This window comes from Vibrio sp. 10N.261.55.A10, from assembly GCF_041470825.1.
GTDB lineage: Bacteria > Pseudomonadota > Gammaproteobacteria > Enterobacterales > Vibrionaceae > Vibrio > Vibrio crassostreae_C.
In genome coordinates, this window is sequence record NZ_JBFRNC010000005.1 from 1 (window position 1) to 26,287 (window position 26,287).

A 26,287-nucleotide genomic window follows, 5' to 3' on the forward strand; every position below is an offset into this window, starting at 1 on the left:
GGGAATCCATGTCATTCGTTGATACCGCAATCAATCATCTAACCTTTTCATAGCTTTACGGTAAACATCGCTACGTTCGCGTTTTCCGACTGCTAAGACGGTTACAATGATGACATCGTCTTCAACTTTGTAGACGAGACGGTAGCCCGATTGGCGCAGCTTAATCTTATACATGTTGTCAGCTCCAGAGAGTTTTGAAGCCGGAACATGCGGGTTATCTAAACGCTCGATTAGCTTTTTCTTAAATTGTTGTTGAAGCGTTGAGCCAAGCTTTTTCCACTCTTTGAGTGCACTCTTTTTAAAGTCGAGTTTATAGGTCATCAATATTTACCGAAATACTCTCTTCAGATTCACGCTCTTTCGCAATAGTTAGTAGTTCAAGATCTTCGAGTCTGTCCATCATCATTTCGTACGCTTCGGCTGGTACGCAATAAAATGCTGGCTCATTTCGGTTCAGTACAGCAACAGGTTCACCGTAAGCACTAGTTGCAACTTTCATAGGGTTAGCTTTCAACTCAGTAATGCTTGCAGCAACATCGGCTAAAATTCTAGTGGTCATTTAATAGGTCTCTTAAGTGGTCTTTATTTTGGTCATTTTAGCCTCAATCAAGCGGTATAACAAGTTGCTTAAGAGTGATTCGCAACACGTGGCATTTTTACTATGCGTTGGTTTATGTGTTTAAGGTATTATGCGGAGGCTAAGGTATTGGTTTGCTCACACCTTAGCAAGGCGTAAAGTGTCGATATCTTGGGATAATAGTTCTAGATATCTAATTCAGAATAGCTGCGTAAACCTTAATTTAGAGGCTCTTGAACCATGGTATTACTTATAGTTTGGTTGGCTATTTGGGTTTCTTCAGTCAAGCCACTTGCTTCTGTCGCCCGACGAACATACCGCATTAGAGTACAAAGTAGTTCGAATGGTTGGAAAAGTATTTTGTTTTCTATATTGGCTCACCTTACCTTTGTTCAACTATTTAGCTTTCCTGTAGATAGTTGGTTTTACTGGGTACTTCCAGTACTAAATGTTTTGTTTGTTATGCACATGCTCTTGCTCTTGGATTTGGTTCTAGATCGTTATAGTGTGGTTGATACTTCACGTTTTACCCATCGTTCAATTGCACCTTTTTTGGTGTCATGTAGTGCATTTATTGCAATGCTTTTCTACTCAGCTTATCTCAATGATGCAATACTAAGGGGAGTATGTATTGCTGCTCTCTCAATCGGTTTGACAGGGTTTCTAGTAACTTATAGAAATGTAAAATAGGGTCATACAGCTAACAGAGTATTTTAGGTTGATAAGAATCAACCCAACCAAACAGGGCGCCAATAACGGCGCCCTTTGTGTTAGTTGGACACGCTGTAAGTGTCGTAATTGCGAAGTAAGAAGATTGCGATACAGGCTGCGAGCATTGGCCAAGAGGCGAAGAACAGTAGGTTGTTGAACGGGTCCATGTATTTTCCAAAAGAGGAAAAGGTTGAGCCTGCATGAAGAACTAAAATGGCTCCGTAGGTGTACTTTTTCCACATGCCTACAACGAATGCGCCTAAAAATCCGAGCTGCGCGACACCCAGAGCCATCATCGCATTGTTCGAGATGTCGATGCCGTAAAAGCCAGACAGTACTTTTGTCGCGTGCTCAGGGACAAGGATCTTATCCAAGCCCCAGAATAAGAAGACGATAAAAATGCCGATTCTCAGCAGTAGTAGGCTAGTCGCCAGTTTGGTTTGAAGTGTCTTTTCCATGATATCCCTTGTGATGCATTCAATGATGCGATGATTTAAATGTTCATCAAAGGAGACCCATAGCCTTCGCGTTTTCTTTCGCAGTTTTTTAGTGCCTTATGTAACAAGGAATGTCTGATTAACCTTTGCTTATATAATATGTCATTTTTTTGATGTGGTATCATTCACGCAGTTAACTGTTAATGGATATATAACGTGAAAAAATACCTACTATTATCGCTTTCGGTTTTAATTTTGGCTGGTTGTGGAGCCCCTCGTTACACTGGGAGCGCGATTCCAGAACCTACGACTGAAGTTGATGTTGTTATCGTTAAAGACGCTGAAACACGTGAAGGGTTTTTAAATACTATGGAAACGTGGCTGCAAGATAACGATTATACATACACCGTCGTACCTGATAAGTCGAAGCACGATCTTGATAAGCTGACATTGGAGTATGAAGGCCATTGGAGCTGGGACTTAGCGTTGTTCTTAAAGCAAGCGGAGATCAATGCTTATCAGAACGGACAAAGAGTAGGTGAAGTAGAATTTAAAGTCCCATACACGGCTAACCCAAACAAATTTGGTAATGCAGCTAAGCGTATTGGTTTTATGATGGATACGGTATTTGGTAAGAAAACTGCTGAAGAAGCAACGAAAGCAGCTAATTCATCAGATTCAAAAGCGACGAACTAGTCTAATTAGTTTACTAACTTATACCTTTGTTCGCTTTCTATTTTTCTTTAAGTTCTGCTCGAATAGACGAATAGACGAATAGACGAATAGACGAATAGACGAATAGACGAAGCCGTCGCTTTAAAGCTGCGGCTTCGCATCTTTTCATATTAATTAAAACTCTTGTCTGAAGTAATTTTTGCTAAACCAGCAATCAACTTCCAAAGCGTGTAGATCGCGGCAACAAGAAGAACAACATAGCCAATAACAAAAACGGCTGTTAGAGCGCCAATGATAGTAAGCACAATCGAAACAAAGAATGTTTTGGTGATGTTGTCGTAGTGATCCGCAAAGACAGTCCCTTGAGCATCGGACTTTTTAACGATGCCCCAAATACCACCTGCAAGAAAACTAATACCAGTAAAGAAGCCTAATAGCATTAACGCATACGCGATGATGGCATGAGTTTTTGCATTTTTGTCCTTCTCTGAGAGCCCCGTATTAATTACTTCAGTATTTTCCATGTGATTGATTCCTAGGTTAATTTAATCACGCACATGATACGGTATTATCTTGTTGATGGTCACGAATTAGTTGCTTGTTGCATATGTTACATGCTGCGTTGTGATGTGTTTGGTATTGTGTAGAGTGTATGTCTCACTGGGTCTTTGTTGATAACAAAGACATTAACGAAAAGATTGATTGGAACAAAAATCACGCTGATAGCATGCTAGCGATTACGAGTAGTCATAAAACCAACCAAAACACGCGTCGATAATTTAAGTCACAAATATGGTAAAAGCCTGCCTGGGTGTAAGAGTGGGGAAACGTACCGTAAGCTAAAGTGACGCGTTGTACTAAGCATTATTCTGAACTGTATCTTCAGCGCTTATCCCATCGAACCTGTTTAAAGCTGCTCACATTTTGGTGTTGAAAAGGATGATTCCTCAACGTTATCGGACTCAAAATGCTGCTGCCTGAGTAAGCTGACAGTCAGGTTTATCGGCATCGGCTTATAAAAATAGAAGCCTTGGATATAGTCGACACCGAGCTTAGATAAGATTTTCACTTGGGATTCATACTCGACACCTTCGACGATGACTTGCATGCCTAAGGAGCGTGATAGTTGAAGCATGGACTCTAGCAAAGGGAGACCAAAGCTGGATTCGTCGGATATGTTTTTCACAAACACGCGATCGATTTTGAGAATGCTGAACGGGAACTGTCTTACGAAATCTAACCCTGCGTAGCCTGTACCAAAATCATCAATCGCAACTCTTACGCCCATATTCGATAGTTTGGTTAGGTTGTCTTTAATCTTAATCATATCGGCATCAGAACATTCACCATCCTCTGTGACCTCAAATACCACCTGCTTGAGAATGCCTGGGTTCTTCTTGTATATATGACTCACCTTGCTTGCGAAGTTGCTATTTGATAGCACATTCCGGCTTATGTTGACGCTGATGTACTTTGATTCGAACACGTCTTGATTGCTTTTCAACGTCATTAATACTTTGCGCAGCACGAAGTAGGTGAGCTCCTCAATCAACCCTAAGCTTTCAGCAAGCGGAATGAAAATAGCCGGGGAGACGTTACCTTCAATTGGGTCGTTCCATCGTAATAGTGACTCACAGCCGACGATCTCATTGGTGTTTTGGTTAACGATAGGCTGCATGTGAACATGAAGGTGTTGGTTTTTTAGCGCACTTGAAAGCGAATATTCTAAGCTGCGTTGGCTCTGCTTTTTATGCTTGATGGAAAGGAGAATTATGGTGGTAATTCCGGCCATCAAAAAGCCAAACCATAAATAGCTCAACATGAAGTGAAGATAAAACTGATACCCAATGTATGAGGTGATGGTCAATGGGTAGGTGTTCGAATGTATCCGCACCTTGGCGATTGATGAGTCAATATCGGTAGGGTGGATATCTCTTTTTATCACTTCAACTTTGGCCTGTATTCCATGGCTGCTCAGGTTTGTTTCAACAAGGTCATAGATGAAGTGTGGCGGTATCATCAGGCTCACTCCGGCATCTTCTTTGTTCGAGAAAATGAGCATGATGGACTGAACTTGCGTGATGGCCGAGTTGGAATACGACAGGGTCGTTAAATTCGGGTCGTCATTGAGCCGCTGCCTGATGGTGCTGTATAGGCGAAATGAAACGTCACCATCGGTGGTTGAACAGTAAAATCGGTTCTCTTTATTGAATACCGCTGCTTCTTTTACCCAATCGGCTTCAAAAACGTTTTGTCGAAGCTGTCTAACGATCGCGTCGCAAGACTGTTCAGGTCTAACTTCAGATAAAAAACGGTCGAACCTTGATTGGATCCCTTCTAACCTGGTTTCGACTAACCTTGATGTGTCTTCGGTTAATGTTTGGTAGTGATGCGGTGTAAAAGGAATGAGCATTGCCATGGAAAAAAAGAAAGAGATGGCAAAGTAAAATGAAGTCTTGGCAATGTTTTTGTACTTGATATCCATAGTTGGAGAAGCGTTACCGATCTATGTGAGCATTCGATTTAATTTATAAAGTTAACGATTACGTAGCAATATAAATAATTAATATTGTGAATGCAGGCACGAATTATTGATATAAATAATATGTTTTCTAGTTTTACCAGCAAAATCTTGATGTTATCTCGTTTTTTCTTGGTGGGGTTGATATGATTTTGAGCAAGTTTTAGCAGGTTAGCTATTGTTGCTTTACTACAATATGCGTCGATGAAAAGGATTTCGAATTGTTATTCAAAGAAAAACTATTGCTCTCAAATTGTGATTCAGTGAGGCAGTTAGACCGTTGTGAGTTACGAAAGAGATTTTTAATGGGAATGACGTTTGGAGATGGTGTAGTGCTGTCCCCGAACACATTGATTGATAACCCATGTTTTGATGAAGTCCTGATGCGGGCAAACCTTGTAAAATACTTAAATGAAGAAGGAGCTGGCAAACTAGTTATTAGAGGGTTTAACTTAGAGAGTAACTTTGAATTGGAGGAATATTTTGAAAATTTACCTGACAATTTCATTTTCTCAAGCTTTGAAGGGAATCCTCTTAAAGGGAGTTTAAGCAATCATCAGTTAGGTATTTTACGTAAGCGCTTGCGAGATACTCAGTTTGCACTCGACAGCATAATCTATCGTTCAGAGAGAGTCGCTTTACAGCAAGATGCTTTACAACATGAGGTATTTCGTCGTATCGACGATGACTCAGCATTGAACCATTATTTTGAGTCTGACGGTGATAGGATTCTATTTAAGAGCATGACCGACAAAGTGTATTCAAGATCAGACTGGTACAGTCAATCGGACATTTACTTCGGTAAAATTAGTTCAATAGAGTCTTTGAGGTTTAAGAGTGAGGTAATTAACCCTGCATACAACTCACTGTTTGCGACTAAGGGAGAAGGCTTTTTGTTAGACGACATAAAAATACTAAATAATGTTCCCGAGAAAATACTTGATGCAGGTGTTGTATACAAATCATTAAAAAATGAAATTGAGTTGATCCAATATCCTTACAAAGCTTTTGAAATAATTTCCACATTGGGCAGTGTAGAGTTGATGCAGCTTATAACTGATGAAGCCATGGGCTACATAGAAGACAAGCTCAAAGACAGTGCAGAGAAGACCATGACAAGACAGAACTGGTTTGGCATGTATCCAAAAATGCAAAAATATATGGGACTTGAAATAAAATGATTGAACAGTATTCAAACCCTTGGTTCAGCGTAGTCAAAGACGGTGTATTCCACTATGTCATAGAGCCAGATTCTGAAAATGGTGCTGTGGTGCTAGTAGAAACTAGTGACTCTTATATTTTTGTCTTGATACCTAGGATTGCTCACGGCAAAGAAAACCAAATTGAAGCCCCAAGAGGTTATGGGAAAGACCAACAGTCCAGCCTTGAAACTTCTATGAGGGAGCTGTTTGAAGAAGCTGGTTATTTAGTTGAGCCATCACAGGTAGAAAAACTTGGCTCTGTTAAACCTAATTCTGCCATTTTAGCTTCTGAAGTCGATATTTATTTAGCACAAGTTAGGGAAGAACAGCGCGTTAAAGAATGTGACAGCGAAGTAAATGGGATTGTGAACGTTGCCAAGTCAGATATTCGAAGGTTGATTTCTCGTGGTGAGATTACGGATGGATTTACATTGAGTGCTTTTGCATTACTTTGGAGCAAGTATCCACTATCTATTGAATCTTGAAATGGTCATTGAGGCTTAATCTTTTCCTATTACTTATGAACATCTCGTATAAACCATTATGAAAAAACTGATATCAGCACTCATAGCGGTGTGCTTCTCATTCTCTGCGTTGGCCGACGAAGGTGTTGTTGATTGCGAGAATGCGATGAATACCATCGAGATCAATCACTGTGCGGCAATTGAGTTGGAATCTGCACAAGCGGAACTGGATAAATACCTTGCAGCCAGCTTTGAGCACAATGCTTATGATGCTGAGCTGGTGGCGTCAATTAAGAAGGCTCAGGAGAGTTGGCAGGCGTACATGACAGCACATTGTGATTCTGTGTACACCCAATGGCGTGAAGGTTCTATTCGAGGGGTTATGGCGCTTTCCTGCAAGATGACGTTAACCAAGCAGCGCACGCATGAGGTGTGGGTGAATTTCTTAACCTATATGGACAGCACGCCTCCCGTTTTACCAGAGCCTTAATTAGCGCCGTAGGCAGGTTTAAAATACGTACAGGACTGTGCACCTGCTTCAACCTTTGGCGGGCGAATAAGAAAGCGATAGGGGATTGCCTTACTCTTTCGTTCTTAGTTCTTAGTCTCTAGCTTGAAGCATTACAGCTTGAAGTTTTACCTAGCAAGGATTCGATTTTGAATAATGTCAGTATCACGCTTATTCAGCTTGAAGTTGAATACAAAAACAAACAAAAGAATATAGATTCGGTCTCTGATCTTTTGCAAGCGGAGCCGTCAGTTGGCGATATTACTTTACTGCCTGAACTGTTCACGACTGGGTATATTTTTAATGAGGCTGAAGAAATTCATGAATTGGCTGAAGACTTCGCCGACAGCAGTACTATTGATTCATTAACGCAGCTTGCAGCGAAGCATCACACCTTGATTGTTGCTGGTATTGCCGAGAAAGATAGCGGCCAATATTACAACAGCGTCGTGGTTGTGGATGCTTCCGGTTTACGACACAAATATAGAAAAATCAGTCAAACCAAATTCGATAAGCAGTATTTCTCGAGAGGGGAGGAACGCCTCTCGTTTGAGCACAAAGGCTTAAAGTTTGGTGTCGCGATTTGCTTTGATATTTGGTTCCCGGAGATCATGAGAGGGTATCAGTCGGTCGACGTTATTCTTCACCCTGCCAACTTCGGTGGGCATCATAGTTTTGCCATTGCTCAAGCGAGAGCCTTGGAGGAAGGGTGTCACATGGTTACTTGTAATCGCGTCGGGCAAGATGTGGTTAATGCGTTTACCGCGACTTATTGTGGTGGAAGCCGAGCCTACTCACCCAAAGGGGAGTTAGTGACTAAACTTAACGACAAGCAATCGGTAGAAACCGTGAGTATTCAAGATCCCTCGATTGCGCCGCAATACAATGGTATTGATGTCGAAAATGAGATCCAGCAAATAACCGATCTGTTAAACCGCTAAACCGATAGACCGTTAAATCGCTAGAACAGAGACTAGCGCGGTATAAGATCGAAAAACGCAAGGTGATTAAGCCTTGTGTTTTAGTTTGGGAACGAAGTGCTCTTAAGCTTGATCGTTCATTTGATTCAGCTGCTCGACTGAATGGGCGTTTTTCATCCGCTGCGCTTGATGGATATTGACCATAAGGCGATTGAGCAGCTTTTGCAGTCGTTCAATATCCGGCAATTGTTGATTTTTGGCTTCGACTTCTAGCTCCAATGTCTGCTTAGAAAGCATGTTAAGACCTAAGTTTAGCGACATGCCTTTAATGGAGTGCAGGGTGCGACAAAGTGGCGCTAATTCATTCGCTAAATAGTATTCAATGACACGGTCAACAGACTGTTCGAACTCAATAATGGTTGAGTCGATAAGTAAACTGAACCCTTCCTTGTCATCTTTCAGTATTTGTATCACTTCTGAATGGCTGATCTCTTCTTCCGTTAACCTTAACGTTTCAATAGGCTTACGATGAAGCTCGACAATATTATCATTCTCACTCGAACCTTCGGCTGCTGTTTGTTTCGGTAATCGACTTGAGAACTGTTGTAGGGCGTCGAAGAAACTCTCTTGCTGCAAAGGCTTGGTCAGAATATGGTCGACACCCGCCTGAATAAAGTTGTCATGCGCTTCACGGAATACATCGGCCGTGTAAGCGAATATCAAGGTATCGAGTTTCAGTTTTTCACGAATGTAATTTGTTGTCTCGACCCCGTTCATTTCTGGCATATGATTGTCCATCAAGATAAGGTCATATTGAGTGGTTTTGAGGCGTTCAATCGCCAATTTCCCGTTCTCCGCATGCTCAACATGATGGCCGAGTTTTTCACAGAAGCCTTGTGCAACAATGGCATTAATACGGTTATCTTCCACCAACAGGATGCTTAACGAGTCAAAGCTGAGAGTTTCTGAATCGACTGTATGGGTCGCGATGTCTTTCGCTTTGCTTTCTTGCCATGTGATAGGCAGAGAGACTTGGAATTTTGTGCCAAGCCCGACTGCACTGGTTAATGTGATTTCTCCGTTCATGAGGTTGACTAGGTTCTTGACGATTGCGAGACCAAGCCCTGTTCCGCCATACTTTCTTGTTGTCGAAGTGTCGGCTTGTTCGAATGAATTGAATACCTGCTCGTGCTTATCTTTCGGGATACCAACCCCGGTGTCTGTTACCGTGAGGATCAATTGGTTGTTGGGGCGATTGAGGTCAGCTTGTATGGACACATGACCTTCTTTGGTGAATTTGGTCGCATTGCCGCCCAAGTTGAACATGATTTGACGTAGCCTTGCACAGTCTCCGACGAGTTGGATGTTTTTCGGTATGTTATTTTCGATCAACAGGCGAATGCCTTTTTCATCGGCTAAGGGTTTTAGAGCGCTGCATACAGGCTGCATGACTTGAACAAAATTAAAGGGTGCCACATCTAGCTCAAGCTTGTTTTCTTCGACTTTTGAGAAGTCGAGAACGTCGTTGAGTATTGTCATCAAGTGGTGACCAGAATCGAGAATGATGTTGATGTTCTCTTTTGTTTCGGGTTCTTGGGTCTGGCTTGCAATGATTTGAGATATTCCAAGAACGCCGTTCATTGGCGTTCTGATCTCGTGGCTCATGGTAGACAGAAAATCGCCCTTAGCTTTTACTGCGGCTTCAGCTTTGGTTCGTTCGGCGATTAGCTCCCGAGTTTTCGCTCTCATTTCACTGTCATTACTGATCAAATTGTCTGTCATTTTTTGAAAGCTTTGTTTGAGATGAGCGATTTCGTCTTGGGTGTTAATATTCGAACTCAATTCCAGAGTTGCAGCACCTTGATCCAAATGGCCAGCGGCAACTTGGTTAGTGGCCTCAAGTAGGGTGTGTAATCTTCGATTAATACGCTTTGACGCCCACGCAGCAACAAGGAGTGATATGAACACGGAAAACAGTGTTCCGAGGATTAATATGTAGCTGGTTTGATTGGCTGAGTTCTCCGATTTTTCGACCCTGGTAATAATAAGTTGTTGTTCAATTTCAATGAATTGAGCAATCTCTTGGCGAATCTCATCAATCAATTTTTTTCCGGTTTGCTGCTGAGTGAGGTCGATGACACTTTGTATTTCAGCTTCGCCTTTATTGACAAGGCTGCGTTGATTGATCTCTTTCTCTCCAGACTGTTTCAGCCATGTTTTATGAATATCATCGATTCTATATAGGCGTTCTACTTGAGGTGGGTTATCACTCACTTGATTCGCAAGGGTTTGGAGTTTTTGAGGCCATACATCAAGAGCTAAATGGTAGGGTTCTAAAAAAACAGGATCACCCGTGATCAAGTAACCACGTTCAGCCGTTTCTATGTCGACTGTTAAGCTGAGAAGTTCTTGAGCCCGAGCGATGGCTTTATGTGTGTGTACAACCCAATTATTGTCTTTTACAACCGTTCGGGTGTTTTCATGGACAGAAAAAGCCACGATAAGCATCAAAGCGATAGGAATCAAAAAGCTGACTAATAGCTTTTTCTGTAGGGATATATTGTCAAACCAACCCGCGATCATAAAACAGCGCTCTCCATGTCGTTGTTATTCTCTGTTAGTGTAGATGATCATTAGTCGTTAAGTGCGCAAATAGTTGCTGAGTGCGTAAATACATACTTTAGCGTGTAAGTTTCGCATATTAACGGCATTTTAGGGGCGATTAAGCGGCGTTATTATGTTTCAAAGACAAAAAAGCTAGCTCAATAAGCTAGCTTTCAACGGTGTGATGAGTGTGGCGAGTATTAAAGCGCTTTTACGCTGCTTCGTTCAACAAGAGTAGGTTCAAGTTCAACGACTTGCGGATAAGCATCTGGAGTTTGTAATCTGCTCAAAAGCGTATCCACTGCGGTTTTACCTAAACGATGTTTTGGCTGGTGGACAGTGCTTAACGCGGGTGTCATGTACTTCGACAGGTGGATGTCATCGTAGCCAATGATAGACAGATCATTCGGAATCGATGTGCCATCTTGCGCCGCAGCGTGAATCACGCCCATCGCCATCATATCGTTACTGACGAACAAGGCAGACGGCATTTCGCCACGAGTTTTCAATGTCTGATAAGAGTCAAAACCACCGTCACATTCAAAGTTGGATTCAACAATCCACTTAGGGTTGATCTCTAAATTGGCTTCTTCCATTGCTTGCTTGAAGCCTTGATAACGAGACGAAGCTTGATTACGGTGCAGTGGGCCAGTGATACAACCAATTTGAGAATGACCTTTATCTATCAAGTGCTTAGTTGCCATGTAGCCACCTTGGTGCGAGTTGTCTTGGATCTTATCGCTCGCAAACAACATAGGGCCCCAATCCATGACTACAACAGGCAGTTCTGGGTAGCGCTCGAATACATCGATATGTTCGCCTTCAAGGGTAGAACACATTAGCATCAGGCCATCGACTCGCTTTTGCAGCAAGGTATCGATAGAGGATTTCATGCGTTCGCTATCGCCTTCGGTGTTACACAAGATAAGGTTGTAGCCTTTTTCGTAGCAACGACGTTCCACACCTTTTACCACTTCGCCAAAGAATGGGTTGGTGGATGTGGTCACTAGCATTCCCAAGGTTTTGGTTTGCTTCATTTTCAAGCTGCGAGCCAATGCAGAAGGCGCATAGTTGAGTTCTTTAGCCGCACTGTTAACACGCTCAGCAATCTCTTCACTGACAAAGCGCGATTTGTTGATCACGTGGCTCACGGTAGAAGTCGAAACCTTTGCGAGCCGTGCGATGTCTTTCATTGTTGCCATAAAAAATCCTTGTGGGAATAACCTTCCACGTTGGGCGATATTCTGCCTGAAAACAGGGGCTTATTCTTGTTATTTGTTGTTACCGAATTTGAAGGCTAACATCCGTTAACCACGGTTTAGCTCAGAAGTTAGGCCTTCAAATAGGTATCAAACTAAGCAGACAGTTGCTCTGCCAAAAACGCATCGGTTTCAGCACGGCTTGGAATCGACGTTTGAGCACCAAAGCGTGTCACAGAGATAGCAGCTGCAGCATGAGCAAATTTAATCGCACGCTCAAGTGGCATATCTTCAAGCAAGCCTGTCACCAACGCGCCGTTAAAGGTGTCACCTGCGGCAGTTGTATCTGTCGCTTCAACTCGGAAGCCCGCGATTAACTCACCTTCACCGTTTTTACTTACCCAAACACCTTTAGCGCCAAGCGTGATCATTACCGTCTCGATGCCTTTAGCATGCAGAGCCAAAGCCGCCTGATGAGCAGATGCGCTGTCGGTTACTGTCACGCCTGTCAGCACTTCTGCTTCCGTTTCGTTTGGTGTAATCACATCAACACAAGCTAGTAAGGTATCCGATAGTGGGCGAGCAGGGGCCGGGTTTAGAATCACGCGAGTTCCGCTCTCTTTTGCGGTTTTCGCTGCGTACTCAATACCTTCAATTGGCGTTTCAAGTTGAGTTAGCAGGTATTTGGCTCCGCGAATCTTCTCTAGATGTGGTTCGATTTGGTCGCAAGTCAGCTTGTCATTAGCTTCTGCAGAAAGACAGATGCTGTTTTCACCCGTTGCGGATACTTGGATCATCGCGATGCCAGTTGGCGTGTTGTCTGCCACGATAACACCGTCGATGTTGATGCCGTCTTTAGCGAAGTCTTGACGAATGTTGATGCCGAATGGGTCGTCACCGACACAGGCGATGAAGCCGATATCTGCGTTTAATCGCGCAGCAGCGACTGCTTGGTTTGCGCCTTTACCGCCAGGGATGACCTGATAGTTACCGCCAATCAAGGTTTCACCCGGGCGAGGGAACGAAGGAACTTGCAGTACGTGGTCAGCGTTAACGCTACCTAAAACAATCAGTTGAGTCATGATACGAGCCTTATGATATATCGTATTTGAAAATGCATGGGTCTTTCTCATGGTGTTAAGTGCGCTCTCTTTTGTGAGCGGAATGAGAAACAGCGATGCACTGTCGGGGTTTGCTTTTGTTTGAGTCAGCGAGCCAATCAAAGCAGGGAGATAGGGAACTCCCTGCTTTATATCGCGTTACCTAGTAACGATTACTTAGCGATGATTTTTAGAGGTACTGGTACGTACTCGTCTACTGTTTCGCCTTTCAGTACTTTGTCTGCCATTTCGATACCTAGAGAACCGATTAGGTCAGGTTGTTGTGCAACTGTAGCGCCTAGTAGGCCGCGGTTAACAGCAGCGATGCCGTCGTCTGTGCCATCAAAGCCAACGATCATCACTTCTTTACCTGACGCTTGAACTGCGCGAAGTGCACCTAGTGCCATTTCATCGTTTTGAGCAAATACTGCTTGTACATCTGGGTTAGCAGCAAGCAAGTTTTCCATTACGTTCAGACCTTTAGTACGGTCGAAATCAGCAGGTTGGCTTGCAAGAAGCTCAAGGTCGCTGCCGTTTACTGCATTCATGAAGCCTTCACCACGTTCACGAGCTGCAGAAGTACCAGCAATACCTTCAAGTTGGATTACTTTCGCTTTTTCGCCCACTTTTTCCATGATGAAGTGACCTGCCATTTCACCACCGATTACGTTATCAGAAGCGATGTGGCTTACTACGTCACCACGGCTTGCACCACGGTCTAGTGTTAGTACTGGGATGTTTGAACGGTTAGCCATGCGAATTGCGTTAGACACGGCGTCTGAATCTGTTGGGTTGATCAGGATTGCCTTAACACCACGAATGGTTAGATCTTCAATGTTCGACAGCTCTTTGCTTGGGTCGTTTTGAGAATCCAGAACGATAAGCTTGTAGCCTAGCTCTTCAGCTTTCGCTTCTGCGCCATCTTTCATTGTTACAAAGAATGGGTTGTTCAATGTAGACAGAACGATTGCCATTGTATCTTGCGCCTGTGCAGACACAGATACTGTTGTAGAAAGAAGAGCAGCAGAAATAAGAGTCGCTAATTTTTTCATGGTGTAAGTCCTTTGTGTAGGGGGAGCTAAGAGGTGAGTCCTAGCTCGTTGTTACATTATTTATAGATTCTAATATTTTAAGGTAAAACAGGGTGTTACTTGTATTAACCTAGAGTGTGAATAGGTTTTATTTGTTTTTGTTGTCGACCAATACTGCCAGAAGAATAACCACTGCTTTTGCAATCATCTGGTAGTAAGAAGATACGTCTAGTAGGTTTAGGGCGTTGTTTAGGAAGCCGATAATCAGAGCACCAATCAATGTGCCCATGATACGGCCACGACCGCCAGCTAAGCTTGTCCCGCCAAGAACTACGGCTGCGATAGCGTCTAGCTCATAACCCATACCTGCGGTTGGTTGAGCAGATGACAAACGCGATGCCACGATGATGCCTGCCACTGCAGCTAGCAGACCACAGATTGCGTAAACACCGATTTTTACTTTGTCTACGTCGATGCCTGATAGGCGAGTTGCTGATTCGTTGCCACCCAGTGCGTAAACGTAGCGACCAAAGCGTGTGTGGTTAAGTAGGTACCATACTGCTGCGAATACCACGACCATGATCCATACTGGAACCGGTACACCCATTGCGTAGCCAGTACCGAACCAAGCGAATGCGTCTGCTGTGTCTGTGAAGCCTGTTGAAATAGGACGACCATCTGTGTAAACCATGGTTACGCCGCGAAGTAGTGTCATGGTGACAAGCGTTGCGATGAAGGCTTGAACCTTACCCTTAGCGATAATCACACCACTAATCGCACCTAATGCTGCACCTGCTACAAGAGCGGTTGGTACTGCGATCATCACAGGGATTTCCATGCCAATCATGCTGGCTGCGAACGCACCACAAAGCGCCAGTACAGAACCAACACTCAAGTCGATACCCGCGGTTAAGATAACCAGCGTCATACCTACAGCGATAATTGCGTTAACCGAGGTTTGGCGCAGAATGTTTAGGATGTTGTCGACAGTAAAGAAGTTCGGGTTTAAGAAAGAAACGACAACAATCAGGAAGAGCAAAGCAATCAATGACTTTTGATCAATCAGCCACTCTTTGCTGATTAACGGTTTTTTCTTTGGAGCTTCAGTTGTTTTGCTCATGGTTTTAGTACTCATGCTGCGTCCTCGTTGATCTTTTTACCGACCGCACACGCCAGTAATAATTCTTGGTTTGCTTCTTTAGCATCAAATTCACCGCTTACACGGCCTTCATGCATCACCATGATGCGGTCACTCATTCCTAACACTTCTGGCATTTCAGATGAGACTAAAATGATGCTCATGCCGTCGGCTTTAAATTTATTAATGAGTTGGTAAATCTCTTTCTTAGCACCGACATCGACACCGCGCGTTGGCTCGTCGAGAATCAGTACTTTTGGTTTGGTCATCAAGCCCTTAGCGATAGCCACTTTCTGTTGGTTACCACCAGAAAGGTTGCCAATAATCTGTTCGCGCGTCGGGGTTTTGATGTTGAATAGCTTGATGAAGTCATCTACTGCAATCACTTCGTCTTTATGTTGGATTTGACCGCTCTTTGTTAGTAGGTCAAGTGAACATAACGACATGTTTTCTTTAACAGAAAGCCCTAGAACTAAGCCATCGCCTTTACGGTCTTCAGAGATGTAAGCAATGCCATTGGCCAAGCCGTCTTTCGGGCTTACAGGGTTGATGGTTTTATTTTCTAGGTTGATGACGCCGCGTTCACTTGGAAGGGCACCGTAAATCACTTTCATCAGTTCAGTTCGGCCAGCACCCATTAGGCCAGATACACCCAGGATTTCACCGCGTTTTAGCGTAAAGCTCACATCGTGAACACCAGAACCCGTCAGGCCAATCACTTCAAGACAAGTTTCACCATGGCTCTGGCCGATACGTGGATATTGTTCGTCTAACTTACGACCAACCATCATTTCGATTAGGCCATCTTCGTCGGTGTCTTTTACTTCACACTGACCAATGAACTTACCGTCACGCAGCACGGTGATGTCATCACAAATCTCGAAGATCTCTTTCAAACGGTGAGAGATGTAAACAATGCCACAGCCTTCATCGCGCAATTCGTTAATCACCTTAAACAGAGATTCAGTTTCGGTATCGGTTAGCGCATCGGTTGGTTCATCCATGATGATGACTTTAGATTCAAACGATAGGGCTTTCGCAATCTCTACCATTTGCTGCTCACCAAGGCTCAACTGACCTAGAGGCGTTTTCGAGCTGTGTTTCACGTTAAGGCGTTTAAGTAGCTTGTCTGCTTCTTGGTACATCTCGTTCCACAAGATACGACCCATGGTGCCCGTGATTTCACGACCTAAGAAGATGTTCTCGGCGATGGTCAATTCAGGGATTAGATTCAGCTCTTGGTGAATGATGCTAATGCCTGCTTGTTGAGAATCACGTGGCCCTTTAAATGCAGCAGGTTTTCCTTGGTAGGCGATAGTGCCGCCGTCCAAGTGATAAATACCTGTTAGCACTTTCATGAGCGTTGATTTACCTGCACCGTTTTCACCCATTAACGCCATTACGCGTCCTGGATAAACGTTGAGGCTTGCCTTATCCAGTGCTTTAACACCAGGGAAGGCTTTCTCAATTGAGCTAAGTTCTAAAATGGCTTGAGTCATGTCGGTTCCTTTACTCGGGGCCAGTTGTATTTGATTATTCTGTCTATGTATTGTTTTGGTTCAGTGATAACACTGAGCTGTCGTTGCGTTTTGCTTGAGCTAAAAGGTTACGCCAGTTTGGAAAATAACATTTGCGTATGGTGTGCATTCACCAGTGCGAATCACCGCGCGGCTTTCATGCGTTCGCTGCTTGAATTCTTCATGAGTGATGTAAGTAATCGAAAGCGATTTGCCACAACGTGCTTCTTCTGTCTTGATTAAATCAATCAGCGCTGCGTGGTTCTCTGGGCTTACTTTCGCAAACTCTTCTGCAATCACAACGCCTTCGATTTGAGATTCATCCAGCATGGTTTTTACCGTTTGCTGAAAGCTTGGGACACCGTGAGTCAAAGCAAGATCAATACGAGTTACGTGGTCTGGAATCGGCAGGCCCGCGTCACAAATCGTGATTTCATCTGTGTGGCCAAGAGTCGCCACTAGGTAAGAGAGTTCAGAGTTTATTAAAGTACTTTTTTTCATATCACGACCTATCGAAAAATAACGCTTGATGGGTTGAGAACAACTCAAGAAAAGCCATCGAAACGTTTCGATAGTGATAATAGTGTCTGATTTATCATTTGCACGTTTGATTGTTTTAGAGTGTGATAATGATCATCGAAACGTTTCGATGGGGCGTTTTTTGGTGATCTTAGTCACCGCCATTGATTGCATAAATCCTTTTACGTGGGTTCAATCGATAGCGCATATCCGAACTTACTAATGGTAATGATCTGGACGTTGGATGCTCTTAATCGCGCGAACACATTGCGTAGGTTATAGACTACGTTTGCAAGAACATGTGGTGACGAGAGTTGTCCGTCCCAACACACATCAACAATATGCTCTCTTGAAATCGGTCTTCCCACATTTTCCAATAACAAGCAGAGCACTGCTAATAGGCGAGGGCGCAAAGTGATTTTGTTTCCTTGCTGGTTGGTAATCGTTCGAGCGTCGATATCAATGATTAAGCCGTTGAAGTCTATTGTGTGGTTCATCGTGTTTTCTGTTCGTCTTATTCTAAATTGTGGAGATTGAGCAAATTGGCCTGCTGTTGGAGCGGGTAATTATTTAAGTGTGCTAATGGTCGAAGTGGGCGGGTTAACTGACACGATCAGTGAGCCTATTACTTTTAAAGCCGAAGACAATACTTACCGATTAATTGCTGGTTACAAATTTAACCGCATTGTTTCGGTTGAAGCTCAATACACAGATTTTGGTGATATCGCCCTGAAAACGAAATCTGGTAATAAGGTTTTCACTTGGACACCTCAAATCTTTTCGGTAACGGCGAACCTCGGTTACACGTTTGATAATGGCATTCGTCCATTTGGCACTATCGGTCTGTCGACTATTGATCTAGACATGAAGCTTGCTGATGGCTCTCGCCCTTCAGGAGATGGTTTTGATGATTCGGGAGATGGCATCCGTATGGGTGTTGGTGTTGGATATACGCCACCTACAATGTCTTCGTTGAGCTTTCGCTTAGCGTACGAAGCCGATGCTTTTGATATCGAAGATTACGAAAACGGACACAAGACAGAAGATACTGTTGTTCTGGATTCTTTCTACTTAGGCGCAATGTACACATTCTAAGTTTCATACTTTGCTAAACGGTAAATCGGTTTCTAAATGGGGCGTCGGTTAGCTCAACCCGTTTAGCTAAAGTGGAAGGCCGCAGTTTTTGACTGCGGCTTTTTTATGTTTAACTCTAGGCTTCACGAATATGAGCGGTAACAGACACGATGGCATGGTCGGTACTGAATTGGTCGTGTTCAAAGCTTGGATTGGTGAGGTGATGGTCTAACACTGTGTAGCTAGAGATCTCCATTAAGCTTGAAGAGTTCTGACAATCAAACTCGTTCGACATCAAAATGTAGTCCAGTACAGATCCAGAAGCGCCGTAGTAATGGGTTGGCTTTCGCTGTTCAAGCAAGTCTTCTTCATGCAGTTGATGGTAAAGATCCCAGCTGTCTTTCAAGCGAAAGTGGGATAGCCAATGCTTGCTGTTTTCGTCTCGGTTGATTGAGTAATTCAACAGCCCTTTAAACTCATCATTAAACAGTGGCTTATTAAAGTCACCCATCAACACAACAGGTTGCTCGGTTTGGTAGCGTTGGTTGGTGATGTATTGATGCAGCATCTGAGCTTCTAGACCGCGTTGGACACTTGATAGCCAAGAGCCAAGCTGTTCTTGGTGAAAACGAGTGAGCGTGTCACTTTGTGGTTTTGCACCTTGCTGAGTGTTGTCCGCATCGACAGATTCTGCTTTTGGCTCTGTCGGACGTTGTGATTTGAAGTGCACCACATAACAGTCGGTTGAACCTAAATGGGGTAACGTAATCGTCGCGTGAACAGGCGTTCTGTTGAATGAGAATTTGTCGTCAAGGTTGAATGCTTTCAGTAACTTCGAATCTGGCGTAACAGGCTGCACGTTTTCAATAGGGTAACGGGAAGCGATCCCAACGACTGGTGAGGTGTATAGGTAATCATCTTCAACGTTGGCGCTATCGACCACTGCAAAGTATGGATAACCTAGCTCGTTCATCAATAGCTCTAAAGATTGCGGGCTAAATATCTCTTGGAAGCCAATCACATCGCAATCTAATGAGCGAATCGCTTCAGCCATCCAATGTTGCTTCTTCTGCCATTCTTCGAAGCTGTAGATGTTCTCAAAATCATAATAAGCATTCGGTGGCTCGAGATAGTTCAGAAGGTTGAACGTTGCGAATGTTATTTGGTTTGGTTTGTTCAAAGTGTCATTCCATTTAGACCTAGGCTGCAAGGATACTCCAGTAAAAGTATAGTTTGTTGATTATTTAGAGCCTAAATTTCACTTTAGAAGCCAACCAAAGGAATCTTAGCCGTTGAGGCTTGTGTCATTCAGGCTAGAGCAATCTTAGTGCTTCTGCCTTCCCCCGTGCTTTCCAACGCCACCAAGCTAATCAACTCAATCAAAGGAACCAAAGCTCACTGCATCCAATAACTTCGAGTGGTGACGAGTAATTTGTAAATAAACCGTCAGAGATAGAGTGCTGATGGTTTTATTAGTTATTACATGATGTTAGATTTGAACCTATACTTGATTTAACGGCATGCATTCAAAGCCGATAAATCAACTTGAATATAGAAGTCATGACATTTGAAGGGAGAGTCAAATGGGAACAGTTTTTCGACGCAAAGCTTCGCAACGCACTCAGTTTTTCAGGTTTAATTTGAAGTCATGTGCAATCATGTTGCCGCTTATTGCTTTACAACCCTCCGTTACTTACGCTTCTGAAACCCAATCAACTCCTGCTGTCACCGTTATTGAAACCACACAACTGGTTGGTTTTGGTGAAGCAAAATATCCAGCCGATTTCACTCACTTCGATTACGTTAATCCTGATGCGCCAAAGCAGGGCAAAGTGACCTATGGCAGCATAGGTACGTACGATAGCTTTAATCGATTCGGTTCCCGCGGCGTTGCTGCAAGTTATACCGGAGAGATTTACGATACCTTGATGTTTTCTCCGAGTGACGAGATTGATGCGTACTATCCATTGATCGCTTCAAAGGTTCGCTACTCCAGTGATTTCACTTGGATGGAAATCGACATCAACCCAAATGCTAAATTCCAAGATGGCGAGCCTATCACTGCGCATGATGTTGCCTTTACTTTTGACAAGTTCTCAACCGAGGGCGTGCCTCAGTATCGTGTGTATTACAAAGAGATTAAGTCAGTAAAAGCGGTCTCTGATTTGGTTGTTCGTATTGAAATGAACAGTCCAAACCGCGAAAAACTGTTTAGCTTCGCGCAAAGCACTCGTGTATTGCCGAAACATTTCTGGAAAGACAGAAAGCTGTCTGAGCCTCTAAGTGAGCCACCAGTCGGTAGTGGTCCTTATAAGATCATCAGCTACAAATCAGGCCAAAGTGTTACCTATGGTCTAGATGAAAACTACTGGGCAGCAGACCTACCAGTTAACGTTGGCCGCAATAACTTCAAGCAGGTGCAATACGATTACTACCGTGACGACACGGTAATGTTGGAAGCGTTCAAAGCAGGGGAGTTCGATCTTCGAACCGAGAATTCGGCTAAGTTCTGGGCTAACTCTTATACGGGCGCGAACTTCGATAAAGGCTACATCATTAAAGAAGAGATCAACCACGAGAAGCCTGAAACGACTCAAGGTTTCGTCTTCAACATTCAATCACCTGTGTTCTCGGATCCTAAAGTGCGTGAAGCGTTAACCTATGCGATGGACTTTGAGTGGATGAACAAGAACATGTTCTATGGTCAGTACAAACGCACTCGCAGCTACTTCCAAAACACAGACTATGAAGCGAAAGGCTTACCAAGCGAAGCGGAAGTCGAGTTGTTGTCTCAATACAAAGATCAGATTCCACCGCGAGTTTTCACCGAGGAATTCCAACCTCCCGTTACCGATGGCAGCGGCCGTATTCGTAGTCAGATGCGCACGGCTTTCAAACTATTGAAAGAAGCGGGTTGGGTGCTGAAAGACAAAGTCATGACCAACGAAAAGACTGGCAAGCCGATGTCATTTGAGTTGTTGATTTACAGCCCAACCACGGAACGTATCGCAACGCCGGTTCAAAAGAACCTTAAGCGCATGGGTATTGAGATGAAGATCCGTACCATCGATACCACTCAATACATCAAGCGCTTGCGTGATCGTGATTTCGACATGGTTTCGTCGTCATTTTCCGCAAACCCTTATCCTAGCCCGAACTTAATGATCGTTTGGAACTCTAACTATATTGATTCTACTTACAATACTGCAGGTGTTATCGATCCAGTGGTTGACGCGTTAACAGAAGAAATTGCGCGTAACCAACAGCACCCTGAAAAGCTTCTTACACTAGGTCGTTCACTTGACCGTGTATTGCAGTGGAATTTCTACAACATCCCGCAATGGCACGTTGGCGAATATCGCGTAGCAATGTGGGACAAGTTTGAGCGTCCAGATGTATTGCCTAAATACGATTTAGGTATCGATACATGGTGGATTTCAGAAGAGAAGGCGGCTTTGCTTCCTGAAAAACGTCGCTAGGAGTTAGTTAGCATGGCCGCGTATATATTTCGACGTTTATTGTTGGTGATCCCCACGCTGTGGGCGATCATCACCATCAACTTTTTCATCATCCAGATTGCGCCGGGAGGTCCGGTAGAACAAGCTGTTGCTCAATTAGAAGGGCATAACTCTGGCATTATGGAGCGCTTTTCTGGTGGTGGACAAGAAGTTGATTTGAGCGAAAGTGACCAAGCATCTGCCAGTGGCTATAAAGGCTCACGCGGGCTTGATCCTGAAGTGGTTGAAGAGATCAAAAAGCAGTTTGGTTTTGATAAGCCGATTCACGTTCGCTACTTCGACATGTTGAAAAACTACGCGACCTTTAATTTCGGTGAAAGCCTGTTTAAGGGCGGCAACGTTATTGATTTGATCATCGAGCGTTTACCTGTCTCCATTTCCTTAGGGTTGTGGAGTACGTTAATCATCTATGTGATTTCGATACCCTTAGGCATTATGAAGGCGATACATCACGGCTCTCGTTTTGATATTTGGTCGAGCGCGGTGGTGATTGTCGGCTACGCGGTGCCGGGCTTCTTGTTTGCGATTATTCTGATTATCTTGTTTGCAAGCGGTAACTACTTCAGTTGGTTCCCATTGCGTGGGCTCGTGTCGAGTAACTTCGACCAGCTCAACTGGTATCAGCAAATTGGCGACTATTTCTGGCACTTAGCTTTGCCCATTTTTGCTATGGTCATCGGCGGCTTTGCCACGCTCAGCATGCTGACCAAAAACTCCTTCCTTGATGAAATCAATAAGCAATATGTAGTGACCGCTCGAGCAAAAGGTTTGGACGAGAGCAGCATTCTCTACAAGCACGTTTTCCGTAACGCGATGTTGATCATTATTGCTGGTTTCCCGAGTGCATTTATTAGTATTTTCTTCACGGGTTCTATGTTGATTGAAGTGATGTTTTCACTCGAAGGAATTGGTCTGCTTGGCTTTGAATCAACCATTCAACGTGACTATCCCGTGGTGTTCAGCTCTCTCTATATCATGACCTTGCTTGGCTTGGTGCTGAGCATTATCTCCGACCTGACGTATACCTGGGTTGATCCTCGAATTGATTTTGAAGCGCGTTAATGGCGAACGAATAACAAGGTATTGATAATAAATGTTTAACAACCCTTTAGCTGAAGCTCGTTGGTTACGTTTTAAAGCAAACAAGCGTGGTTTTATCTCCCTTTGGATATTTACCATCTTGTTTGGCTTGAGCCTGTTCGCTGAGATCATTGCCAATGATAAACCACTCTTGGTTTCTTATGATAATCAGTGGTTTGTGCCTGTTATCAATGAATATGCCGAGACGGAGTTTGGTGGTGAGTTTGAAACCGAGGCCGACTACAAAGACCCGTATGTTATCGAGCTCATTGAAGACAACGGTTACATCGTGTGGCCAATCATTCCGTTTAGCTACGACACAATAAACTTCGATATTTCAGGTGCGGTGCCATCGGAGCCCGATTCGGTGAACTGGTTAGGGACTGATGATAAGGGGCGAGATGTATTAGCTCGTATCATTTATGGCTTCCGTATTTCCGTTCTATTTGGTTTTATTCTGACCATTGTATCGAGCGTGATTGGTGTCGTGGTTGGCGCAACACAAGGCTACTACGGTGGCTGGGTTGATCTATTCGGACAACGCTTCATTGAAGTCTGGTCTGGTATGCCGACCCTGTTCTTGCTGATTATTTTGTCGAGTTTTATTGAGCCGAATTTCTGGTGGTTGCTCGGGATTATGGTGTTGTTTAGTTGGATGAGTTTAGTAGGCATCGTGCGAGCGGAATTTTTACGCTGCCGAAACTTCGATTATGTGCGAGCCGCGCAAGCCATGGGTGTTGATGACAAACGTATTATGCTTCGTCACATGTTACCTAACGCGATGGTTGCATCGTTAACCATGATGCCGTTTATTCTTTCAGGCTCGGTGACCACACTGACTTCGTTAGACTTCTTGGGCTTTGGTCTTCCTGCGGGTTCGCCTTCGTTAGGTGAGCTTTTGGCGCAAGGTAAAGCGAACTTACAAGCGCCTTGGCTTGGTATCTCCGCTTTCGTCGTGCTTTCACTGATGCTGACGTTACTTGTCTTCGTTGGTGAAGCGGTACGTGATGCCTTCGACCCACATCAACAGAAGTAAGGATAAGTTATGACTTCAAATACAGCTCCTACTTCAGGGTCAACAGCAGAGGCTGCTAATGCCTCTCCAGTTCTGACCATTGATAAATTGTCTGTCGGTTTCGGGCGTAAAGACTCGATAGAGCAAGTGACTCATGATGTCTCGTTGGAGATATACAAAGGTGAGACACTTGCTCTGGTAGGAGAGAGTGGTTCAGGCAAATCGGTTACCGCTAATTCAGTATTGAAACTGCTGCCTAAAGGCTCGTCACATTACTTAAACGGTAAGATCAATTTCTCTGGCACCGATATTCTGAGTTGTTCTGAAAGACAGCTACGTGGGATTCGTGGTGGTCGTATTGGAATGATCTTCCAAGAGCCTATGGTTTCCCTAAATCCGCTTCATCGAATTGGAAAACAGCTTGTTGAAACCTTAGCAATTCATCGTGGTATGCGAACCAACAAAGCACAAGCCTTGGCGATAGAGTGGCTTTCAAAGGTTGGCATTCGCTATCCTGAGCAAAAGATTTCAGCCTATCCGCACGAGCTATCTGGTGGAGAACGCCAGCGCGTGATGATCGCGATGGCACTGATCAATGAACCAGAGCTGCTTATTGCTGATGAGCCGACAACGGCTTTGGATGTATCGGTGCAAGCGCAGATCCTCGACCTTCTAAAAGACCTGCAGCAAGAGCTGGGTATGGCAATGCTTTTCATTACTCATGACTTGAGTATCGTTCGTAAGATTGCCGACAGAGTAGCAGTAATGAAAGATGGTCGCTTGGTCGAAAGTAACGACTGTCATACCCTGTTTAACGCGCCTGCTCACCCTTACACTCAAAAACTTATTAACTCTGATCCGAAAGGTTTGCCCGTTCCTGTGTCACCCGAAAGCAAACCGCTACTCGATGTAAATCAACTTCGTGTTTGGTTCCCGATCACGGGCGGTTTATTCAAGCGCACCATTTCTCATGTTAAAGCTGTGACCGACATGGAGTTCACTTTGAAGAAAGGGCACTCAATCGGTTTGGTTGGCGAAAGTGGTTCTGGTAAATCGACGACCGGTATGGCGATACTTAAGCTGGTAGATAGTGAAGGGTCAATCACCTACTCGAGTGAACAGCTTCAAGGTTTAGATCGAAAACAGATGCTTCCGTTTAGAAGCCGTATGCAAGTAGTCTTTCAAGACCCGTTTTCTGCGCTAAACCCGAGAATGTCGGTCGCTCAGGTGATTGGCGAAGGTTTGTTAGTGCATCAACAATTGGATGAGCACGAACTCGACCAACGCATCTGTGACGTAATGAAAGAGGTTGACCTCGATCCTGAAACGCGTCACCGTTACCCAAATGAGTTTTCTGGCGGTCAAAGGCAGCGTATTGCGATTGCTCGTGCTTTGATTTTAAAGCCAGAGTTTATCCTGCTCGATGAACCAACATCGTCATTGGACAGAACCGTTCAAGCTCAAGTATTGGATTTGCTGAAGTCACTTCAAGAAAAGTATGGCCTGACCTATTTGTTTATCAGTCATGATCTGAATGTCGTGAAATCCTTGTGTCATTACACCATCGTCATGAAAGCTGGCGAGGTAATAGAGAAGGGCGACACTGAGACTTTGTTTGGTAATCCGCAGCATGAATATACTAAGCAGTTGGTGAGTCTTTCGAATGTTGGTGGTGTTTTATAACGCAGAGGGTTTGTTTAAAACAAATGGGCTCTGGTTGAATTCAACATGGTCATTTCGTTGTTTTAAGATTACACTGCGCCCAATATTTCAGAAGTACATATTTAGGTAGAGGTCACCATGGACCAAGAACATTACGAAGACGCTGATTACGAAGGCCAAGAGCTGGGCGAAGAAGGCGAAGAGATTGAAATTGAAGCAATTGGTATTGATGTTTCATCACAGCCAATCGAGCTCTACAAAGTGTTTAAAATTGCTAACCTAGTGAGTGGTGGCGGTGAAGCTAAGCACATCATCTCTGAAGGCTACGTAGCGGTAAATGGTGAGCTAGAAACCCGTAAGCGTCGTAAAATGTACGATGGCGACTTCTTTGAATTCAACCAAGAATACTATGTAGTGGTGTGTGATCAGCCAGTACAAGAAGAATCAGAAAAGCCGAAAAAGAAAGAAACGCCTAAAAAAGAGAACAAGGCGAAGAAAGGTCAGTCTAAAAAGGATTCTAAGAAGAAGGAATCTAAGAAAAGCAAAGCAGAAATGCTAAGCGCAAAGGCTGAACCAAAGAAAGAGAAAAAAGAGAAGAAACCGAAAAAGAAAGCGGATACGCCAAAGCCAACACGTGATGACAAAAGCGGCCGTAATTCGATTGAGTTCTTCTAAGTTATAGCTCTAACCTACTGATCTAAAGCTATTCTTTCAAAACGCAAGCAACCTTAGACTTAGGTTTACGTTAAGAAAATATCAAAAGGCTCACTATTTAGTGAGCCTTTTTTGTATTTGTTTGTCCCGTCCTGAAATGT

25 protein-coding genes are annotated in these 26,287 nt (G+C 43.9%); 11 read left to right on the forward strand and 14 right to left on the reverse strand.

Features of this window, described 5'->3' with window-relative positions:
• Positions 1-30: 30 nt before the first annotated feature.
• From AB4274_RS01515 to AB4274_RS01525, 3 genes are all read right to left on the reverse strand, one after another.
• A complete protein-coding gene (locus AB4274_RS01515) occupies positions 31-321 on the reverse strand; it encodes a type II toxin-antitoxin system RelE/ParE family toxin (protein WP_005377002.1) in 291 nt (96 codons plus the stop codon).
• Entirely contained in the window at positions 311-559 is a 249-nt protein-coding gene (locus AB4274_RS01520) for a type II toxin-antitoxin system Phd/YefM family antitoxin (protein ID WP_004730320.1), read from the reverse strand. The genes AB4274_RS01515 and AB4274_RS01520 overlap by 11 nt, the downstream gene beginning before the upstream one ends.
• 788 nt (positions 560-1,347) lie before the next feature.
• A complete protein-coding gene (locus AB4274_RS01525) occupies positions 1,348-1,746 on the reverse strand; it encodes a hypothetical protein (protein ID WP_017064752.1) in 399 nt (132 codons plus the stop codon).
• Between the two features lie 195 nt (positions 1,747-1,941).
• On the opposite strand from AB4274_RS01525, the gene AB4274_RS01530 reads away from it, so the two are divergent.
• Positions 1,942-2,421, forward strand: coding sequence for an Sbal_3080 family lipoprotein (locus AB4274_RS01530; RefSeq protein WP_017068825.1), 480 nt, complete (start codon positions 1,942-1,944; stop codon positions 2,419-2,421).
• A gap of 149 nt (positions 2,422-2,570) precedes the next feature.
• Here AB4274_RS01530 and AB4274_RS01535 read toward each other — a convergent pair whose 3' ends face one another.
• Positions 2,571-2,924: a membrane protein gene (locus AB4274_RS01535; RefSeq protein WP_017068500.1), complete on the reverse strand. Its 354-nt coding sequence runs from the start codon at positions 2,922-2,924 to the stop codon at positions 2,571-2,573.
• Positions 2,925-3,307: 383 nt separating this feature from the next.
• Complete coding sequence (locus AB4274_RS01540) at positions 3,308-4,885, reverse strand: EAL domain-containing protein (RefSeq protein WP_372110676.1); 1,578 nt, start codon at positions 4,883-4,885, stop codon at positions 3,308-3,310.
• Between the two features lie 341 nt (positions 4,886-5,226).
• Here AB4274_RS01540 and AB4274_RS01545 point away from each other — a divergent pair, with 341 nt between their 5' ends.
• The 4 genes from AB4274_RS01545 to AB4274_RS01560 all read left to right on the forward strand — a co-directional run bounded on the left by AB4274_RS01545 (position 5,227) and on the right by AB4274_RS01560 (position 8,036).
• Positions 5,227-6,102: a hypothetical protein gene (locus AB4274_RS01545; protein ID WP_372110678.1), complete on the forward strand. Its 876-nt coding sequence runs from the start codon at positions 5,227-5,229 to the stop codon at positions 6,100-6,102.
• Positions 6,099-6,608 (forward strand): NUDIX hydrolase, encoded by a 510-nt coding sequence (locus AB4274_RS01550; RefSeq protein ID WP_372110681.1) that lies wholly within the window; start codon positions 6,099-6,101, stop codon positions 6,606-6,608. Before AB4274_RS01545 ends, AB4274_RS01550 begins: the two co-directional genes overlap by 4 nt.
• 58 nt (positions 6,609-6,666) lie before the next feature.
• Positions 6,667-7,077, forward strand: a complete 411-nt coding sequence (locus AB4274_RS01555) for a lysozyme inhibitor LprI family protein (RefSeq protein WP_372110684.1) — start codon at positions 6,667-6,669, stop codon at positions 7,075-7,077.
• A 167-nt stretch (positions 7,078-7,244) separates the two neighbouring features.
• Positions 7,245-8,036 carry a carbon-nitrogen hydrolase family protein gene (locus AB4274_RS01560; RefSeq protein WP_372110686.1) on the forward strand — a complete coding sequence of 264 codons (792 nt, stop codon included), beginning with the start codon at positions 7,245-7,247 and terminating at the stop codon, positions 8,034-8,036.
• 102 nt (positions 8,037-8,138) lie between these two features.
• Here AB4274_RS01560 and AB4274_RS01565 read toward each other — a convergent pair whose 3' ends face one another.
• From AB4274_RS01565 to AB4274_RS01600, 8 genes are all read right to left on the reverse strand, one after another.
• Positions 8,139-10,598 (reverse strand): CHASE3 domain-containing protein, encoded by a 2,460-nt coding sequence (locus tag AB4274_RS01565; protein WP_372110689.1) that lies wholly within the window; start codon positions 10,596-10,598, stop codon positions 8,139-8,141.
• 221 nt (positions 10,599-10,819) lie between these two features.
• On the reverse strand, positions 10,820-11,821 hold the full coding sequence (locus AB4274_RS01570; RefSeq protein WP_372110691.1) for a substrate-binding domain-containing protein: 1,002 nt from the start codon (positions 11,819-11,821) through the stop codon (positions 10,820-10,822).
• A 152-nt stretch (positions 11,822-11,973) separates the two neighbouring features.
• A complete protein-coding gene (rbsK, locus tag AB4274_RS01575) occupies positions 11,974-12,900 on the reverse strand; it encodes a ribokinase (protein ID WP_372073212.1) in 927 nt (308 codons plus the stop codon).
• Between the two features lie 191 nt (positions 12,901-13,091).
• A complete protein-coding gene (gene rbsB / locus AB4274_RS01580) occupies positions 13,092-13,970 on the reverse strand; it encodes a ribose ABC transporter substrate-binding protein RbsB (RefSeq protein ID WP_017060856.1) in 879 nt (292 codons plus the stop codon).
• 127 nt (positions 13,971-14,097) lie between these two features.
• Positions 14,098-15,084, reverse strand: coding sequence for a ribose ABC transporter permease (gene rbsC, locus AB4274_RS01585; protein WP_017060855.1), 987 nt, complete (start codon positions 15,082-15,084; stop codon positions 14,098-14,100).
• Entirely contained in the window at positions 15,081-16,586 is a 1,506-nt protein-coding gene (gene rbsA, locus AB4274_RS01590) for a ribose ABC transporter ATP-binding protein RbsA (protein WP_009844906.1), read from the reverse strand. The genes rbsC and rbsA overlap by 4 nt, the downstream gene beginning before the upstream one ends.
• Positions 16,587-16,685: 99 nt before the next feature.
• A complete protein-coding gene (gene rbsD, locus AB4274_RS01595) occupies positions 16,686-17,105 on the reverse strand; it encodes a D-ribose pyranase (RefSeq protein ID WP_372110694.1) in 420 nt (139 codons plus the stop codon).
• Positions 17,106-17,305: 200 nt separating this feature from the next.
• On the reverse strand, positions 17,306-17,620 hold the full coding sequence (locus AB4274_RS01600; protein ID WP_017060852.1) for a winged helix-turn-helix domain-containing protein: 315 nt from the start codon (positions 17,618-17,620) through the stop codon (positions 17,306-17,308).
• Positions 17,621-17,705: 85 nt separating this feature from the next.
• On the opposite strand from AB4274_RS01600, the gene AB4274_RS01605 reads away from it, so the two are divergent.
• Positions 17,706-18,218 carry an outer membrane beta-barrel protein gene (locus AB4274_RS01605; RefSeq protein WP_240698121.1) on the forward strand — a complete coding sequence of 171 codons (513 nt, stop codon included), beginning with the start codon at positions 17,706-17,708 and terminating at the stop codon, positions 18,216-18,218.
• Between the two features lie 115 nt (positions 18,219-18,333).
• Here the strand turns inward: AB4274_RS01605 and AB4274_RS01610 are convergent, their stop codons facing one another.
• Positions 18,334-19,377 (reverse strand): endonuclease/exonuclease/phosphatase family protein, encoded by a 1,044-nt coding sequence (locus tag AB4274_RS01610; protein ID WP_372110697.1) that lies wholly within the window; start codon positions 19,375-19,377, stop codon positions 18,334-18,336.
• 403 nt (positions 19,378-19,780) lie between these two features.
• On the opposite strand from AB4274_RS01610, the gene AB4274_RS01615 reads away from it, so the two are divergent.
• The 5 genes from AB4274_RS01615 to AB4274_RS01635 all read left to right on the forward strand — a co-directional run bounded on the left by AB4274_RS01615 (position 19,781) and on the right by AB4274_RS01635 (position 26,147).
• The gene (locus AB4274_RS01615) at positions 19,781-21,676 is read left to right on the forward strand and encodes an extracellular solute-binding protein (RefSeq protein WP_017068488.1); all 1,896 of its coding nucleotides are present in this window, start codon (positions 19,781-19,783) and stop codon (positions 21,674-21,676) included.
• A gap of 12 nt (positions 21,677-21,688) precedes the next feature.
• The gene (locus tag AB4274_RS01620) at positions 21,689-22,777 is read left to right on the forward strand and encodes a microcin C ABC transporter permease YejB (protein WP_004730359.1); all 1,089 of its coding nucleotides are present in this window, start codon (positions 21,689-21,691) and stop codon (positions 22,775-22,777) included.
• 31 nt (positions 22,778-22,808) lie between these two features.
• Positions 22,809-23,831 (forward strand): ABC transporter permease, encoded by a 1,023-nt coding sequence (locus AB4274_RS01625; protein WP_017060847.1) that lies wholly within the window; start codon positions 22,809-22,811, stop codon positions 23,829-23,831.
• A 9-nt stretch (positions 23,832-23,840) separates the two neighbouring features.
• The gene (yejF, locus tag AB4274_RS01630; protein ID WP_372110699.1) at positions 23,841-25,493 is read left to right on the forward strand and encodes a microcin C ABC transporter ATP-binding protein YejF; all 1,653 of its coding nucleotides are present in this window, start codon (positions 23,841-23,843) and stop codon (positions 25,491-25,493) included.
• Between the two features lie 117 nt (positions 25,494-25,610).
• On the forward strand, positions 25,611-26,147 hold the full coding sequence (locus tag AB4274_RS01635) for an RNA-binding S4 domain-containing protein (protein WP_017064730.1): 537 nt from the start codon (positions 25,611-25,613) through the stop codon (positions 26,145-26,147).
• Positions 26,148-26,287 lie beyond the last annotated feature (140 nt).

What these genes read in the sequence shown, in the direction of transcription:
- AB4274_RS01535 (WP_017068500.1), bottom strand. Translation starts at nt 2,924, where the DNA reads ATGGAAAATACTGAAGTAATTAATACGGGGCTCTCAGAGAAGGACAAA.
- AB4274_RS01600 (WP_017060852.1), bottom strand. Translation starts at nt 17,620, where the DNA reads ATGAACCACACAATAGACTTCAACGGCTTAATCATTGATATCGACGCT.
- AB4274_RS01605 (WP_240698121.1), top strand. Translation starts at nt 17,706, where the DNA reads ATGGTCGAAGTGGGCGGGTTAACTGACACGATCAGTGAGCCTATTACT.
- yejF (WP_372110699.1), top strand. Translation starts at nt 23,841, where the DNA reads ATGACTTCAAATACAGCTCCTACTTCAGGGTCAACAGCAGAGGCTGCT.
- AB4274_RS01570 (WP_372110691.1), bottom strand. Translation starts at nt 11,821, where the DNA reads ATGGCAACAATGAAAGACATCGCACGGCTCGCAAAGGTTTCGACTTCT.
- AB4274_RS01555 (WP_372110684.1), top strand. Translation starts at nt 6,667, where the DNA reads ATGAAAAAACTGATATCAGCACTCATAGCGGTGTGCTTCTCATTCTCT.
- AB4274_RS01625 (WP_017060847.1), top strand. Translation starts at nt 22,809, where the DNA reads ATGTTTAACAACCCTTTAGCTGAAGCTCGTTGGTTACGTTTTAAAGCA.
- AB4274_RS01615 (WP_017068488.1), top strand. Translation starts at nt 19,781, where the DNA reads ATGGGAACAGTTTTTCGACGCAAAGCTTCGCAACGCACTCAGTTTTTC.
- AB4274_RS01550 (WP_372110681.1), top strand. Translation starts at nt 6,099, where the DNA reads ATGATTGAACAGTATTCAAACCCTTGGTTCAGCGTAGTCAAAGACGGT.
- rbsA (WP_009844906.1), bottom strand. Translation starts at nt 16,586, where the DNA reads ATGACTCAAGCCATTTTAGAACTTAGCTCAATTGAGAAAGCCTTCCCT.
- AB4274_RS01635 (WP_017064730.1), top strand. Translation starts at nt 25,611, where the DNA reads ATGGACCAAGAACATTACGAAGACGCTGATTACGAAGGCCAAGAGCTG.
- AB4274_RS01520 (WP_004730320.1), bottom strand. Translation starts at nt 559, where the DNA reads ATGACCACTAGAATTTTAGCCGATGTTGCTGCAAGCATTACTGAGTTG.
- rbsD (WP_372110694.1), bottom strand. Translation starts at nt 17,105, where the DNA reads ATGAAAAAAAGTACTTTAATAAACTCTGAACTCTCTTACCTAGTGGCG.
- AB4274_RS01515 (WP_005377002.1), bottom strand. Translation starts at nt 321, where the DNA reads ATGACCTATAAACTCGACTTTAAAAAGAGTGCACTCAAAGAGTGGAAA.
- AB4274_RS01565 (WP_372110689.1), bottom strand. Translation starts at nt 10,598, where the DNA reads ATGATCGCGGGTTGGTTTGACAATATATCCCTACAGAAAAAGCTATTA.
- AB4274_RS01525 (WP_017064752.1), bottom strand. Translation starts at nt 1,746, where the DNA reads ATGGAAAAGACACTTCAAACCAAACTGGCGACTAGCCTACTACTGCTG.
- rbsK (WP_372073212.1), bottom strand. Translation starts at nt 12,900, where the DNA reads ATGACTCAACTGATTGTTTTAGGTAGCGTTAACGCTGACCACGTACTG.
- rbsB (WP_017060856.1), bottom strand. Translation starts at nt 13,970, where the DNA reads ATGAAAAAATTAGCGACTCTTATTTCTGCTGCTCTTCTTTCTACAACA.
- rbsC (WP_017060855.1), bottom strand. Translation starts at nt 15,084, where the DNA reads ATGAGTACTAAAACCATGAGCAAAACAACTGAAGCTCCAAAGAAAAAA.
- AB4274_RS01620 (WP_004730359.1), top strand. Translation starts at nt 21,689, where the DNA reads ATGGCCGCGTATATATTTCGACGTTTATTGTTGGTGATCCCCACGCTG.
- AB4274_RS01540 (WP_372110676.1), bottom strand. Translation starts at nt 4,885, where the DNA reads ATGGATATCAAGTACAAAAACATTGCCAAGACTTCATTTTACTTTGCC.
- AB4274_RS01545 (WP_372110678.1), top strand. Translation starts at nt 5,227, where the DNA reads ATGGGAATGACGTTTGGAGATGGTGTAGTGCTGTCCCCGAACACATTG.